General features: G+C 40.5%; 16 protein-coding genes, 1 pseudogene and 1 riboswitch. Of the genes and pseudogenes, 5 read left to right on the plus strand and 12 right to left on the minus strand.

The features are described 5' to 3' along the window. Positions 1 to 11 precede the first annotated feature (11 nt). Both G9371_RS05910 and G9371_RS05915 read right to left on the minus strand, forming a co-directional pair. Positions 12 to 1,262: an acyl-CoA dehydrogenase family protein gene (locus G9371_RS05910; RefSeq protein WP_029423697.1), complete on the minus strand. Its 1,251-nt coding sequence runs from the start codon at positions 1,260 to 1,262 to the stop codon at positions 12 to 14. Between the two features lie 33 nt (positions 1,263 to 1,295). Then, entirely contained in the window at positions 1,296 to 2,543 is a 1,248-nt protein-coding gene (locus tag G9371_RS05915) for an SfnB family sulfur acquisition oxidoreductase (RefSeq protein ID WP_029423698.1), read from the minus strand. Between the two features lie 257 nt (positions 2,544 to 2,800). Here G9371_RS05915 and G9371_RS05920 point away from each other — a divergent pair, with 257 nt between their 5' ends. The 3 genes from G9371_RS05920 (at position 2,801) to G9371_RS05930 (ending at position 5,040) form a co-directional block, all read left to right on the plus strand. Continuing rightward, the gene (locus tag G9371_RS05920; RefSeq protein ID WP_001096917.1) at positions 2,801 to 4,099 is read left to right on the plus strand and encodes an ABC1 kinase family protein; all 1,299 of its coding nucleotides are present in this window, start codon (positions 2,801 to 2,803) and stop codon (positions 4,097 to 4,099) included. A 101-nt stretch (positions 4,100 to 4,200) separates the two neighbouring features. Then, a complete protein-coding gene (locus G9371_RS05925) occupies positions 4,201 to 4,455 on the plus strand; it encodes a type B 50S ribosomal protein L31 (RefSeq protein WP_001224256.1) in 255 nt (84 codons plus the stop codon). A gap of 252 nt (positions 4,456 to 4,707) precedes the next feature. Further along, on the plus strand, positions 4,708 to 5,040 hold the full coding sequence (locus G9371_RS05930; protein ID WP_000046495.1) for a HopJ type III effector protein: 333 nt from the start codon (positions 4,708 to 4,710) through the stop codon (positions 5,038 to 5,040). Between the two features lie 135 nt (positions 5,041 to 5,175). Here the strand turns inward: G9371_RS05930 and G9371_RS05935 are convergent. The 5 genes and pseudogenes from G9371_RS05935 to G9371_RS05955 all read right to left on the minus strand — a co-directional run bounded on the left by G9371_RS05935 (position 5,176) and on the right by G9371_RS05955 (position 8,406). Beyond that, positions 5,176 to 5,302 (minus strand): annotated as a pseudogene (locus G9371_RS05935) (hypothetical protein). A gap of 166 nt (positions 5,303 to 5,468) precedes the next feature. Then, positions 5,469 to 5,849, minus strand: a complete 381-nt coding sequence (gene crcB / locus G9371_RS05940) for a fluoride efflux transporter CrcB (protein ID WP_000291735.1) — start codon at positions 5,847 to 5,849, stop codon at positions 5,469 to 5,471. A 124-nt stretch (positions 5,850 to 5,973) separates the two neighbouring features. Then, a riboswitch (Fluoride riboswitch) is annotated at positions 5,974 to 6,040 on the minus strand. A gap of 44 nt (positions 6,041 to 6,084) precedes the next feature. Beyond that, complete coding sequence (locus G9371_RS05945; RefSeq protein WP_000075982.1) at positions 6,085 to 6,495, minus strand: GFA family protein; 411 nt, start codon at positions 6,493 to 6,495, stop codon at positions 6,085 to 6,087. A gap of 77 nt (positions 6,496 to 6,572) precedes the next feature. Further along, complete coding sequence (locus G9371_RS05950; RefSeq protein ID WP_029423699.1) at positions 6,573 to 7,778, minus strand: TIGR03862 family flavoprotein; 1,206 nt, start codon at positions 7,776 to 7,778, stop codon at positions 6,573 to 6,575. Further along, complete coding sequence (locus G9371_RS05955; RefSeq protein ID WP_164979082.1) at positions 7,768 to 8,406, minus strand: SAM-dependent methyltransferase; 639 nt, start codon at positions 8,404 to 8,406, stop codon at positions 7,768 to 7,770. Before G9371_RS05955 ends, G9371_RS05950 begins: the two co-directional genes overlap by 11 nt. 87 nt (positions 8,407 to 8,493) lie before the next feature. Between G9371_RS05955 and G9371_RS05960 the strand changes: the two genes are divergently transcribed. Continuing rightward, positions 8,494 to 8,688, plus strand: coding sequence for a DNA gyrase inhibitor YacG (locus G9371_RS05960; RefSeq protein WP_001138289.1), 195 nt, complete (start codon positions 8,494 to 8,496; stop codon positions 8,686 to 8,688). Here the strand turns inward: G9371_RS05960 and G9371_RS05965 are convergent. The 5 genes from G9371_RS05965 to G9371_RS05985 all read right to left on the minus strand — a co-directional run bounded on the left by G9371_RS05965 (position 8,685) and on the right by G9371_RS05985 (position 13,093). Next, positions 8,685 to 9,329, minus strand: coding sequence for an MBL fold metallo-hydrolase (locus G9371_RS05965; protein WP_029423701.1), 645 nt, complete (start codon positions 9,327 to 9,329; stop codon positions 8,685 to 8,687). The two genes, G9371_RS05960 and G9371_RS05965, sit on opposite strands and share 4 nt — an antisense overlap. A gap of 23 nt (positions 9,330 to 9,352) precedes the next feature. Further along, entirely contained in the window at positions 9,353 to 10,369 is a 1,017-nt protein-coding gene (gene hemH / locus G9371_RS05970; RefSeq protein ID WP_000007335.1) for a ferrochelatase, read from the minus strand. Positions 10,370 to 10,442: 73 nt separating this feature from the next. Next, positions 10,443 to 11,447, minus strand: coding sequence for a DUF4062 domain-containing protein (locus G9371_RS05975; protein WP_029423702.1), 1,005 nt, complete (start codon positions 11,445 to 11,447; stop codon positions 10,443 to 10,445). Positions 11,448 to 11,566: 119 nt separating this feature from the next. Continuing rightward, complete coding sequence (gene murI, locus G9371_RS05980; RefSeq protein ID WP_000125345.1) at positions 11,567 to 12,433, minus strand: glutamate racemase; 867 nt, start codon at positions 12,431 to 12,433, stop codon at positions 11,567 to 11,569. Between the two features lie 48 nt (positions 12,434 to 12,481). Continuing rightward, the gene (locus G9371_RS05985; protein ID WP_000248028.1) at positions 12,482 to 13,093 is read right to left on the minus strand and encodes a DUF1285 domain-containing protein; all 612 of its coding nucleotides are present in this window, start codon (positions 13,091 to 13,093) and stop codon (positions 12,482 to 12,484) included. A 186-nt stretch (positions 13,094 to 13,279) separates the two neighbouring features. Between G9371_RS05985 and G9371_RS05990 the strand changes: the two genes are divergently transcribed. Further along, complete coding sequence (locus G9371_RS05990) at positions 13,280 to 14,992, plus strand: electron transfer flavoprotein-ubiquinone oxidoreductase (RefSeq protein ID WP_017816643.1); 1,713 nt, start codon at positions 13,280 to 13,282, stop codon at positions 14,990 to 14,992. Positions 14,993 to 15,012: the final 20 nt, after the last annotated feature.

The raw sequence follows: 15,012 nt of genomic DNA on the forward strand, positions 1-15,012 counted from the left end.
CTTTTTTTATTTTATGCAGTCTTTGCCCGTGGGCTTGCTCCAATTTGCCAGACAAATGGTAAATCCGTACGGTTTACTTCCCAATCTCCAATTACTTTTTCTTTGTAAATAAGCGGATTATGTGAAGCCACAGTCCGAGCATTACGCCAGAAACGGTCAAGTTGTTTCACTTGGCTACTCGCCGATGCCCCTAAAGCATTAAATAGCTGGCTTGTTAAATCGAGTACTAGATTAGAAATCACCACCTGCCCTTGTGCCGACTCAAGCTCGGCATCTACATTAAACTGATGCTCTTTCACTTCGGATTCGGCAAAATGACTTTCATAGGCTTTTTGCAGTGCCTCAGCGGTTTTTAAGGTAATTGCTTCACTTGCATATGCTTGAGCTGAGGCTTTGCCGACCACTTGTAAAACTTGTGGGTCGTGACGAACCAAGTCACCATTACCATGACTAAAAATACGTTTACGTTCACGAATTTCCTGACTAAATGTCTCAACCGCGGCACGCGCAATACCCGTTAAAGTTGCAAGATGCACCACCTGATAAAAAGCGGTCTGATATTTAAAACGTTGGTCAAATGGAATAAGGTGTGAAGCTGGCAAATGAACCTGATGTACTTTTAAAGTACCACTGCCCGTTGTCTTTTGACCAAAACCATCCCAGTCATCAATCACGCTCACCCCTGTTTCATGGCGGTAAATAGCAGCAATCACATGACGGTCATTTACTTCATCGTAAGCAAATAAATCAATCCAGTCTGCAAAAATACTTCCTGTTGAATAGTACTTTTCACCATTTACTACTAAGTTACCCGAAGCGTCTTTGGTGACACGTGTAACAACATCGCCAATCTGTACGTTTCCAACTTCTGTCCACGCATTCCCGACTAAATCACCTTGTACAAAGCGCTGAAACCAGACTTCCTGAGAATGCTCTTTATGAGCAACCAAGCGGTCTTCAACAAATGCAAAATGACCTCGTAAAGCTTGCACAATATTGGAGTCAGCTTCTGCTAACTCTGCCAAAAGCTGGAACAGTTGAGGTAATGAAACCCCATCTCCACCATATTTACGGGGTATTCGTACAGCGCCCAACTTGGCTTCTTTTAACCACTGAATCGGCTCAAAAGGCAAGATTCGCTCTTTTTCCCGTTGAATTGCACCTTGTGCAATTTTTTCAAAAATGGGACGAAATCTGTTTGCAACCTTTTCGTAATCAGCACCGACCGACAGTTCTTCTAATTCAATTTGAGCTGTTGTCATCGTTATTCTCCTAATTTTGTTTTTTCTTTCAATTTAGCTCCATGCATGACGAGGTGGCTGAACTCCATTGAGATAATAGTTACCAACAATGTGATATTTCCAACGCACGGGGTCATGCAAAGTGTGGGTACGGGCATTGCGCCAATGACGGTCAAGGTTGAGTTCAGATAAAGTAGAACGCGTACCCGATAACTCAAAAAGTTTATTGGCTGCCAAAATAGCAATTTCTGTGGTGAGTACTTTTGCCTCGGCAACCAATAGAGTGGCTTGGTTTACATGTTCTTCGGTGGTGTTGGCAATGGCCTGATCAATTGCATCTCCAGCCAAATCCAATACCGCTTCTGCTGCACGCAGTTTGATTTTTAGGTCACCAATATTTGCAATGGTGTAAGGGTCATCACTGGCTTTTTCCAGACCTGAATCAATCCATGCACGGCTATGGTTTTTGACATATTGAATCGTTTCTTCAATTGCACCACGTGCAATACCGGCATCGACCGCAGCCTGAATAAACTGAGAAATAGCACCTGCTGGTGTAGGGCGCTCAAATGCTTGGTAAATCGGAACTAAATATTCTTCACGTACTGGCACCTGATTCAGCTCTACCGTGCCGCTAGCCGTGGTACGTTGTCCAAAACCAGACCAATCATTAATAATATTGACCCCAGATGTTTCACGTGGCACAAGTGCAGCATAAGGTTGCCCTAGTTCATTTACAGCAACAATTGGAATCCAATGTGCGAGCAAGGCACCCGTTGCAAAGAATTTCTTGCCGTTAATTTCATAACCGTGCTCGGTCTTTCTTAATGTGGTAGTGAGGTCTGCTACTGTCTTACTGTGTTTTTCGGAAAATGCATTCCCAAAACGAATTCCTCTTAACACCAAGTTAAAGAAGAACTGTTGCTGTTCAGGTTTCGCATCTAGTCTTAAATGTTCAATAAAAGCCAAGTGGTTTTGAGGCAACTGAGCAAGAGAAGGGTCAACACTCGCAATTGTTTTGATCACTTCCGCTAAAGTTCGGTACTTGACTTGCGCCCCACCAAATTGCTTAGGTACTGTAATGGCCCACAAGCCACTTTGTGAGAACTGTTGAATTTCATTTAAGGGTAAACGGCGCTCTCTATCTCGATCTGATGCTTCTTGGGCAAATTCTTGAGCAAGTTGCTTGGCAATCTCTATTGCCTCTTCATCAGAACGAATAATATGTGCGTCTTTCGACTGCTCGAATACAGATAAAGGAACCGCTTGAGAGCGCCCATAGGACGAATTTAGACTGGTCATAAGTTTTATTGTCTCTATTTCTTATTTAACATGCCCTTCACCTTAGCACTAAAAAAACAGCGACTTTATAGATATTAAAGCTTTGTTTATGAAATGAATTTTCAAAAGCTTTTCATATTTTTTACTATAAAAATAACATTTTGTTTTTCGAAAATTTTCTTACAGGAGATAAACAATTTCTTATAGGCTTTTTAAGTTTTGTCACCTATGATCAAACCTAGGCAATATTATGTTGTAGTCAATGAGGTATCGAAGATATGGCAAAGAATGCAAGTTCACCTGGCAAACGATTTATGAAACTTGCAGGAATGACCGCGAGCATTGCAACAAAAACCGTTTCTAACTCGATTCGAAACCTGACTGCGGATGAAGAACAGAAACTGGCTGCAAAAACCAAGTTATTTCAAGATATCGGACTTCAAATTGCAGATACCTTGGGAGAAATGAAAGGTGCGGTCATGAAGGTCGGACAAATTGCATCGCAATATAAAGATATCTTCCCACCCGAAGTCGCCAAAGCGATATCAAAACTACAACGCCAAGCTCCAGCTATGCCTTTTGCAGCGATTCAGCAACAAGTTGAACGTGAGCTTGGCAAACCACTGAATGTTGCCTTTAAATCTTTTGAACAAGAACCTTTTGCTGCTGCATCGATTGGGCAAGTTCATAAAGCTGTTCTGCCAAGTGGCGAACAAGTTGTGGTTAAAGTTCAATATCCCGGTGTTGATGAAGCCTGTGAAAGTGACTTAAAACAAGTACGTTTAGCCCTTCGCTTAATGGGTGTACTTAAAATTGATAAAAAGCTACAAGATCAGCTTTTTGCAGAGATTCAAGATAGTCTATCAGCAGAACTTAACTATGAAATCGAAGCTCAAAATCTTGAGGTCTTTAAAACTTTTCATAGTAAATTAGACGACAAAATTATTATCCCGACTGTTTATAAAGATTACTCTTCAAGACGTATTTTAACCTTAAGCCTTGAACAAGGTGACAGTATTGAAACTGCTAGTTCTTGGCCTATCGAAATTCGAAACACAATTGGCCGTCGTCTAATCCGCGCTTTAGGTCAAGAAATGTTCTTTTTAAAACGTTTCCACTGTGACCCTCATCCAGGTAACTTTGCCTTCCGCCAAGATGGCAGTGTGATTATTTATGACTATGGCAGTGTTAAAACACTTTCCAATGAAATTGTGTATAGTTTCAAACGACTGGTGAATGCAGCTCGCCATGAAGATATCGACTTAATTGAAACAGAATTACTCGAACTACATTCACTAGCAGAAAAAGGTAAATTCCCGAGTGACCTTTATAAGCTCTGGATTGAAGTGTTGTTGCGTCCACTTACCACAACCTATGATTTTGCAGAGAATTCATCCCATCATGATGGCATGTTACTCGTGAAAAAGTCTTTAAAATATTGGGATGTCTTTAAACCTTCACCAGATACATTAATGGTCAATAGAACCATTTCAGGACACTACTGGAACCTCATTCACTTAAAAGTGCATGACAATCTTAACGATCTATTTGAAGAGCTTGTACCACTTTCTAACTAACTTAATTTACTTATCAATGTAGCCTTTTTAGGGTTACATTGACTTATTGAGTGTTATGTTATAACATTTCTTTAATCAAAAATAATTTAGGACAATCTCTCATGCGTAAAGATATTCATCCTGCTTACCAACAAGTGTTATTTCATGACACCAATGCAGACGTATACTTCTTAATTGGTAGTACTATTCAGACTAAACAAACCAAAGAATATCAAGGACAAGTCTATCCTTATGTGACTCTTGATATTTCAAGTGCTTCACATCCTTTCTATACAGGTGAAGTACGTCAAGCAAGTAATGAAGGGCGTGTTGCAAGCTTTAACAAACGCTTCGCTCGCTTTAATCGTAAGAGTTAATCTTACGTTAAGTTTTAACCAATACACTTAAACCATTGGAAGCCTAAGACTCATCTCCTCCACTTAGGCTTCTTTTTTTATGTGCATTTTTCAATGATTTTCTAAGGTGTGTATAAAGTTAAACTTATCCACAATTTTCACAAGAACGCTTCTGATTTTTCTCAACAACTCATCATTTTTTATAGCTCTCAAGCTTTCAAAACATGTATTCAATGCTATGCTTAAGCCCCATTTGATAGGAAGTTTAAGATTATGGCACAAGAGTTACTTGCCCAATTACAAGCAGGCACAGCAAAATTTTCAGATGTTTTAGCTTATATTGAAGCACGCTACCAACATACTCCAACAGCTTTTCAAAATGGCGCACAGCATAACGCTGCAACTGAAAATCAAGGCAGTGCGAAAGTTTTCTCTTTTGCCAAGTTACAAGGTTTAGACCAAGCACAAACTTTAAGTTTATTTGCAGAGCACTACGCATCTGTATTAGCTACCCCAGAGGGAACTGACCACCAAAATATTCGTCAGTTTATGCAAAATGGTTGGGATGGTGTCAAGTTTGAAGGTCAGGCTTTAACTGAAAAGTAATTAAGAATTTGTGAATACACGAGGGAGTCTTACCGTTTATTCTCAAATGAAAGTAGCTAATTCTGTTACTTTGGTTTTGCCCAAAGTAACCAAAGGCATTTGTCATCAACAGAACCTGTTCCCTGTTTACACTTATCAACTATCTTGCAAAAACAAGATATAGCTGATTTCAGTCAGGCTGTTGATGACTTTAACGCGTATCAAATCCCAAAAATAAATCAGGAGTTTTTAATTCGTCATTTACTATCGTGACAAGCGGCATGGATGCCGCTGTTTTGCTGTGCTACATGGATGTAGCATCAGCGAAACAGAAGATTTTTGCTTACTTTTGATCTTTCAAAAGTAAGGTATGCCTATACAAATGCTCTTTGAGAATATCGTAAAACGGAGGCCGTGCCGTATATCTCGCTCCTTAAACATCCCAATAATCAGTTGCCCGCTACCCAATAATAAGTCGCCAACCCCAAACACGTAAAAATTAAAGACCCAATTAAATGAATAGAAATGGCCAACATTGCCATTCCCCACTTACCACTTTGCAATAAGGTGACGATCTCAATTGAGAAAGTTGAGAATGTAGTTAAAGCACCACAAAAACCAGTAATCACAAAAAGCTTATAGTTCGGACTCAAATCACTATGAGCAAAATAAGCCATCGCAAAACCAATAATAAAGCCACCGACTAAATTAACAGTAACAGTACCCAACGGAATTTGCGGATAAATCGGGTTAAGTTTTAAACCTAAAAACCAGCGCAACCACGCCCCAAGAACTGAACCTAAGGCAATTGAAAGTAAAGGATAATACATAGAACCACCCCTTTAGTGAGATGCTAAAAGAGCAAACAAAAATGATGGGAAACGAGACATGGCGCACTCCAAAAATAAGCAGAGTACGCAATAACCTACGTACCCAGCGCTATAAATACATGAGGGTAACGTAGGCATCATTAGCCAATACGGCGGTTTTTCAAGGGAGGAATGCCATCTCCCTGTTTTAAGTATATTAAATCATCTACAATTTGATTAAAACATACTTTTTAAATCATGGACGTTCATCATATTGCGGTAAATCGTCATGAATGCATTCCCACTCTGCCTTTGAAGCAGCAAAAATATGCATTGTCGGCTTTTGGTCTAATGGTGTATCTAGTGTCCCAATTCTTAAACGATACAGTTCAGGCTGAGCATCACGCGAGCTAATAAGCGGTGAACCACATTCGCTACAAAACCAACGGTACACACCATTCACAGCAAATTTTTTGATAAGGTCTTCACCTTGCGTAATTTTAAAATCTGCACTATTGATAGGAGCATTCGTTGCAAATGCTGTTCCATTGGATTTTCGGCAGCGTTGACAATGGCATTGGATAATATCTCCGATATCGCCTTTAATTTCATAGCGAATACCCTGACATAAACAACTTCCCTGATAGACTGGCGATGCTTGAGACATACGATTCCGGCTCCTATTATTATTGATCGCTCAAAAATAACACTTTTCACATATCAAACATAGCACCGAATTCGTTGTTATTTTTCTAAGAATGAATGCACACCTTCACCAGCTGCTCGTCCCGTAGCAAAGCATGCTGTCAGCAAATATCCTCCTGTAGGAGCATCCCAATCCAGCATTTCGCCACAGCAAAAAACACCTGAAGTTTGTTTCAGCTCTAAACTTTCAGTTAATGCATTTTGCTTAACACCACCAGCACAGCTAATCGCTTCTTCAATAGGCCTAAAGCCATCTAACTTAATTTGAAGTGTTTTCATTTTTTGCGCCATCGTCTCTGGTTGACTCCATAGTGCTTTATCAACCACTTCTCTAATTAAGTTAATTTTAGCTGTGTCTAAGCCTGCTTTACGCCAGATATTGGTGAGAGATTGTTTTTTGCTAGCCTGTAACTTTTTAACTAACTGTGTAAGCTCTACATCAGGCAATAAATCTAAAAATAGATTTAAGCTTTTTCCTTGTTTTTGTTGTTCTCGTAAGGCGCGTCCGAGTTTATAAATGACCCCACTTTCTAAACCGTAGTGAGTAATCACAATATCACCATGAGTAACTTGGCTGGGTTCAACCCACGCATTGATACGCTTTAAAGGCTCACCAAAACAGCTTTCCATAAAAGCTGACCAAGTATGCAATACCCCTGCATTACTTGCTTGAAAAGGTTCAATACTAGATTGATCCATCCATTGTTGCCAAGCACCATCACTGCCCAATTGAGACCAAGATACAGCCCCACAAGCCAACACGACTGCATCGTATTGTTGGGTAAAGGTTTCAGTATTCTGTTTATTTTGGTTTTCTAAAGTCAATGTTGTACCATGCAAATTAATACAACGATGACGATAAAAGAATTTAACCTGCTGTTCTGCTAAACGTTTTAACCAAGCGCGAAGTAAAGGAGCAGCTTTCATTTCGACAGGAAAAATACGACCGGAACTACCCACATACGAGTCTATTCCCAATCCTTTCATCCAGTTCTGAATCCAGACTGCATCCCATTTTTCAACCCACGGTTTGAGCCATTCTGCATGGTCATAACGTTCAATGAACTGGGGTAATGGTTCAGCATGCGAGATATTTAGCCCTGTTTTACCAGCCATCAGAAACTTACGCGCAGCCGAAGGTTTTTGCTCAAACACATCAATTTCATAAGCATACTGGCTCAGCACCTCCGCGGCCATTAAACCAGCCGGCCCCGCACCAATAATGGCAATCCGCTTATTCGACATGTATTTGCCCTTGTAACGGTGCAAACTCATCAAAACGAGTGTTATAACCTTCAGGCTTGGTCATAATGAGCTGCTGACAAAGCTCGCCACGCTCTAAATATTTAATTTCAAAATGAGTACGTGCAGAAGTTTGCGCAATTTTTTCTTTTTGGTAAGGCAGCTTCCACACATTTAATAACTGTTGTTCAGCTTCTTCAATATATTCAGGAATATTACTTGCCAAAGTAATCGTTCCACCTGTTTTCAGGCGTGATAACAGGAACTCAAAAAATGGCATGTTCAACCAGCGTTGTGCCGGATTATGCGGTTCAGGGTTCGGATAGAGAATAAAGAAATGTTCTACTTGAGCAGGATATAGAGCATGTACAACCCAAGGTAAAGCATCTGCATGTACAGGCACCAAGTTGTCTCGTGGTTCCAAACCATGCTGCTTTTGCATGGCCAAGAATTTTTCTCTAGTTCGTTCAATTGCATATAACGTGTGCTGAGGATTTTGCCTACTAAATAGCAAAGCATGTTTACCTTTGCCTGCTCCAATTTCTACACAAATCGGAGTATTTTCAATTGGGGTAAAATCGCGAGGCGCTTGCATACGTTGTGCTTGAAATTGACGAATCTGCATAATCACATCAAACTAAATAAAAATCGGCACAAGTCTAACAAGTCACCTGACTTTTGCCTAATCTATTTCTCTTCACTTTGAGGTTACTGCTTTATGCCACGTACATTTCCCTGCCCACGCTGTGGTGAACCAAGTGTTTGGGAAGGTAATGAATTTCGTCCGTTTTGTTCTGAACGTTGCAAACTTATTGATTTAGGCGCTTGGGCAAACGATGAATATAGACTGCCTACCCAAGATGCTCCTCAGCAAGACAAGGGTAGTCAGCATGAAGATGATTATGAGGATTAACCCGCTTTACCTGCGACAAACGGGTTAAATTGTTTTTCATAGCCAATGGTACTCATTGGCCCATGTCCAGAAATAAACTGGGTTTCATCTGGTAAGCTAAAACACTCACGCTGAATTGATTCAATCAGTTGCTCATGATTACCACATGGAAAATCTGTTCTTCCAATTGAGCCTTTAAACAGGACATCGCCAGTCCAGAGTAAACCATGATTCTTGTTATAGAACATGACGTGACCTGGTGTATGTCCTGGTGCAAAACGCACTTCAAACTCATCTTCACCCAGTTTTAGCACTTCACCGCCTTCAAGCCATTGATCGACTTTTACAGGCTGTGGGATTGGAAAACCATAACGTGCCGAAACTTCCTGAATCATATCTAGCCAGAACTGATCTTCTTTATGCGGACCAACAACAGGAACACTCCACTCTTTTGCGAGTTCACCTACAGCCCCTGCGTGATCTAAATGCCCATGAGTAAGCCATAACGCTTTTACTTTTAAACCTAAGGCTTCTACTTCTTTTTTCAAAACAGCAGCATCGCCGCCTGCATCAATCAAAACTGCTTCTTTTGTTTCACTGTCCCAAACTAAAGAACAATTTTGAGCAAAAGCAGTAACTGGAACAATTTTGACTTGCAGCATAAAAACCTCTGGCTAAAACGCAATTAACGGTGGGCTAAGGTATGGGTAAGGGCATCAAGATTAGCCTGAACTAAACCTGCAAGCAAATCAATATGCGCTTGATCACTGTTTAAAGCAGGGATGTAAGCATAGCTACCACCACCAGCTTGCTGAAATAACTCAGCATTTTGAATAGCGAGCTCTTCAAGCGTTTCCAAGCAGTCAGCAGAAAAAGCTGGGCTTAAGACCTGAACAGACTTAACGCCCTGCTTCGCCCAATCTTGTAAAAGTTGATCAGTATAAGGTTTCACCCATTCTTGTTTGCCAAAACGTGATTGGAAACTAATTGCCCATTCATCATCTTTTAAATGTAAAGCTTCAGCGACTAACTTTGCGGTAATACGACAACGGTCTGCATAAGGGTCGCCTTTATCTGCATAAGGCTGTGGAATACCATGAAATGACATCAACAGCTTTTCAGGTTTGCCATGTTGCTCTTGGTAAGCTAGAACACTTTCTGCCAACGCCTGAATAAACATTGGATGTTGATAATAATCTTTAATAATGGTCAGACCCGGCAAATTTCGCTGAGTAGGAATCCACTTAGCAAATGCGTCGTATAACGGTGCTGTAGAAGTGGCTGAATATTGGGGAAATAAAGGCAGTAAAATGACATGCTCTTGTGGATGAGCCGACAATTTTTCTAAAACTGCATCAATACCCGGATTACCATAAGTCATAGCGGGCAACACAGTTAAATCAAACTGTTTATTTTCACGCTCTAAATAAGCCTGCACACGTTGAGTTTGCTCAAATACAATTTCACGCATTGGTGAGTCGGTAGACCATACCGAAGCATAGGCATGTGCTACTCTTTTTGGGCGAAAAGGCAAAACAAACAGATTTAAAATAATCCACCAAATGAATTTTGGAATTTCAATTACACGTGGATCAGATAAAAACTGCTTTAAAAAACGGCGCACCGCTGGGACGGTTGCCTCATCCGGTGTGCCTAAATTCGCTAAAATGACAGTAACTTTCGGTTTTTGTTCAAACGACATGTGTAAATGCCTTTCAATTCATCTTATGACACTAATGTAACAGCTTTCATGGTCATATCTAAATTGAATCGCTCTAAGCTTTTAATCGAGTACTCCGATGATTCCATTTATAACTGAGCAAGAGCTTTTGGGCTTTGGTCGTTACTTTCCATAAACTATGTTGTTGATCAATCTTGGTTGGAACAATCCAGCCTTGTGATTGCATTTGCTTTTTAATACGAAACAGGGCTTTATGATTAATTTGTGCACCTGCCACTGCATGTGCTCTAGGCAACTCTTGGCGAGCGTCTTCTAACCCGTCCTGATTTAAATACTCATTGAGGCAAGTCCCAAAGTTCTCTTCTGGCATGGCTGTCTCAAAATGTTTAGCCAAAATACTTAACAGTTGAGACCAAGTCATTTGTCTCTGGCGCTTAAGCTCTTTAAAGTTGCCATCTTGAAAAGCCTGAATTTGATATTCAAAAGCAAAAACATCTTGCGGTGCCACTTCATTTGCTTGAATTGATGACTCTGATAACTGTTGTTCTAATTGTAAAATTTTACTTTTTAATCGATTAATTTCATCTTCCAAATGATGCGCTTGGCGTGCAGGCACCCAACCTTGTCCCATATATTGTTCAACCATTAAAGGCATATTTAAACGGACAGCAAGTTCTAAATCACGTGGGCTTTTAAAATAAAAAATATGATTCGCTTCATGTAATAACTTTTTTCGGAATGCCAGAAATTTCTCTTTAAGCTGCGGATGAGTCTCTTGTAAATGCATATCATGACTTTCAGGTTGTTCATGCATAAAGACGACAATGGGCTTCGCCCGACTTAACGCATATTCATACTCTAAAGAAAAATAACTCGCCCCTGAAATTGATTGCTCCCCATACTGACTACCCAGCAGCAAAACAACATAATCCGATTCATCAATTTGCCGACGGGCAAGCGTTGTTGTTAGAGGATTTCTATATTCTAACCCCCAAGCAAAAAACCCCATATTGACTAAAGTTTGGGAAAGAACCATACGCTCAGGTTGCATCTCGCGACCTGAGGTTGAAATAAAAATCTGATAGCGTGTATCGAGCATAGCAATACCCTTATCGCCCCATAATCTTGATATGGCCTGAATCAGCCAAGATTATGAACCGCCCCAAATAAGAAAAATAAATATAAAAAACGCTTTCTTCTGAATGCCTACAACAGAGCTCAACTCAGATTGTGCAGCGTCCATGTCAATTCTTGTGGAATCATATTTTGTAAAACAGGTTGTAATGCATCTGCATTATTACCACTTACATAACATTCAATACGTGCAACATTCTGACGTATTTGGTCACATAATAACTCATTTTTTATTAAAATACGGGCTGTTTGTCGGGCAACTGCCAATCCCGAATCAACCAGTGTGAATTGGTTATCAAAAAGATGATGAATAGCTTCATTTAAAAAAGGATAGTGCGTACAACCAAGTACCAAATAGTCCGCGCCTTGCTCAACTGCAGGTTGTAAAACTTCTCTTAATGCATTTAAACAAACAGGGCTCATTTGCTGCCCTGCTTCTACACAAGGTACAAGCTCTAAACTCGTTAGAGTCATCACTTTAACACCCGCTGGAACAGCAAACTTTTCGACAACATCTTTAATGAGTTGTCCACGAAAAGTAGCTGGTGTTGCCAATACTGCAACCACTTTAGAACGAGTTTGTAATACGGCAGGTTTTAATGCCGGTACTAAGCCAACAATCGGGAAGTGTTCGCCATAATGTTCTCGTAAATGATCAAGGCTAAATGCGGAAGCCGTATTACAAGCTACGACTGCAATTTTACAGCCCTGACGATATAACCAGTCGACGGCACGAGCAGTCAGTTCCCTGATTTCTTCATCAGAGCGAGGACCATACGGAACATAGGCTGTATCTGCATAATATACAATACGTTCGTTTGGCAAATATTTGGCAATTTCTGCTGCAACCGACATACCTCCAATACCTGAATCAAAAATACCAATTGGGGCATCTGCTAATGCTTTAGGCATAGGTTCTAATTCAGTAAATAAAGGCTGTATGGCTGTCATGGCAGTACTAGAGAGTTTCGGAAAATTTCACTCTATAAAGCTTAAACCTCAAGTGCCTAATTGCAAGTGCAAATTACCACTTTTTAACTGCAAAATGGTTTCGCCTTTATCATTTTCGACCAGTGTTCCATAGTTCACGAGATGATAGAAAGCCTGACGTTGAATAAGCGCATTAATACCAAATCGAACATGGACATAAGGACGCAACTCCCCTGCATATTCCCGCATAAAAATCGGGTGTTCTGCATCAACTAAAATCACATCCTGATTGGTCGTCGTCAGTTGTAGAAACTCATCACCTGAAATTTCAATCTGATCTACCTGATTGACTAATAAAGGTTCATCTTCAACTTCGATTTCAATTTGTTCTACAGGGGTTTTCAGGTAGAATTTACCCTCTTCTTTCCATAGGACTTTGGTAAACAAATCCAATAGGGCTTGGCGCTTGATTAATTGACCTTCGTGCCACCATTCTCCATTGGCTTTCACCGTTAAATCCATTTTACCGCAATGCTTTGGATGCCATTGCTCTAAAGGTGGGATTGACCTTTTGTGACTTTGCTGTACACCTTTTAAGTATTGTGCAATGTTCATTAAGTTTTTATCATCAGATAACGGTATTTTTCCCATATCCGATGGGGAATTATTTTGATTTACCATAGTTTATGCCTTGCTGACGAAAAAATATGACGACTCAGCCAATTGGCTAGATCATGGTTTAAAACTATACTAGCCCAAACGATAAAAGGCACAATAGCATATTTGCGCCTATGGATTAAAACACTCACGGCAGCACCGGATGATCTGACATTACGGTTGCCACCTTTAAGTATTGAGGAGTCCTACATGGAACACATCGAACGTGAATCGATGGAGTTTGACGTTGTCATCGTAGGTGCAGGACCTGCAGGTCTATCTGCTGCGATTAAGATCCGTCAATTAGCGATTGAAAATAACTTACCCGATCTTTCAGTTTGTGTAGTTGAAAAAGGCTCTGAAGTAGGTGCGCATATCTTATCTGGTGCTGTACTTGAACCGCGTGCTATTAATGAACTTTTCCCGAACTGGAAAGAAGAAGGCGCGCCTCTTAACGTACCTGTAACTGAAGACAAAACATTCTTTTTGCTTTCAGAAACTACCTCTAAAGAAGCACCTCACTGGATGGTTCCTAAAACCATGCACAATGACGGGAACTATGTTATCTCGCTAGGTAACGTTGTTCGCTGGTTAGGTCAAAAAGCTGAAGAATTAGAAGTTTCTATCTTCCCTGGCTTTGCTGCATCTGAAGTGCTTTACCATGAAGACGGTACTGTAAAAGGTATTCAAACTGGTGACATGGGTATTGGTAAAGATGGCGAGCCTACACATAACTTTACTCCGGGTTATGAACTTCACGCTAAATACACTCTCTTTGCTGAAGGCTGCCGTGGCCACTTAGGTAAACGCCTAATTGCAAAATATAATCTTGATAAAGATGCAGATCCACAACATTACGGGATCGGGATTAAAGAACTTTGGGAAATCGACCCAGCAAAACATAAACCGGGTCTAGTGATGCACGGTGCTGGTTGGCCATTGTCTGAAACTGGTTCTTCGGGTGGTTGGTGGTTATACCACGCTGAAAACAATCAAGTGACTTTGGGTATGATTGTGGACTTGTCTTATGAAAATCCACACATGTACCCATTCATGGAAATGCAGCGCTGGAAAACTCATCCACTCATCAAACAGTATTTAGAAGGTGGTAAACGTATTTCTTATGGCGCACGTGCTGTAGTGAAAGGCGGTTTCAACTCTTTACCTAAATTGACTTTCCCAGGTGGTTGCTTAATTGGTGATGATGCAGGTTTCTTAAACTTTGCGAAAATCAAAGGTTCACACACTGCCATGAAATCAGGCATGTTATGTGGTGAAGCTGTATTTGAAGCAATTGCTGCTGGAGTTGAAAAAGGTGGTGATCTTGCGGTTGCTCGTGTAACCGAAGGCGAAGATTTATTCGTTAAAGAATTAACTTCTTACACAGACAAATTTAACAACAGCTGGTTAAAAGAAGAGCTTTATAACGCTCGTAACTTTGGCCCTGCAATGCATAAGTTTGGGCAATGGATTGGTGGTGCATTTAACTTTATTGATCAAAACGTCTTTAAAGTACCATTCACTTTACATGACTTGAAACAAGACTTCGCTGTATTGAAAACTATTGATGCAACGAGCTTCAAGCCAACTTATCCAAAACCAGATGGCAAGCTTACATTTGACCGTTTATCTTCTGTGTTTATTTCAAACACTGTACACGAAGAAAACCAGCCAGCTCACTTGAAGCTTACTGATCCTTCAATTCCAGTGAATGTGAACTTACCGAAATGGGATGAGCCTGCTCAGCGCTATTGCCCTGCAGGTGTTTACGAAATCATGGAAAATGATGACGGCTCTAAACGCTTCCAGATTAACGCAGCAAACTGTGTTCACTGTAAGACCTGTGATATTAAAGACCCATCTCAAAATATTACTTGGGTAACACCTGAGGGCGGCGGTGGTCCGAATTACCCTAACATGTAATTCCTTGCGCCGCTTTAGCT

Origin of the sequence: Acinetobacter sp. EKM10A (assembly GCF_011075215.1) — a bacterium.
GTDB lineage: Bacteria > Pseudomonadota > Gammaproteobacteria > Pseudomonadales > Moraxellaceae > Acinetobacter > Acinetobacter baumannii.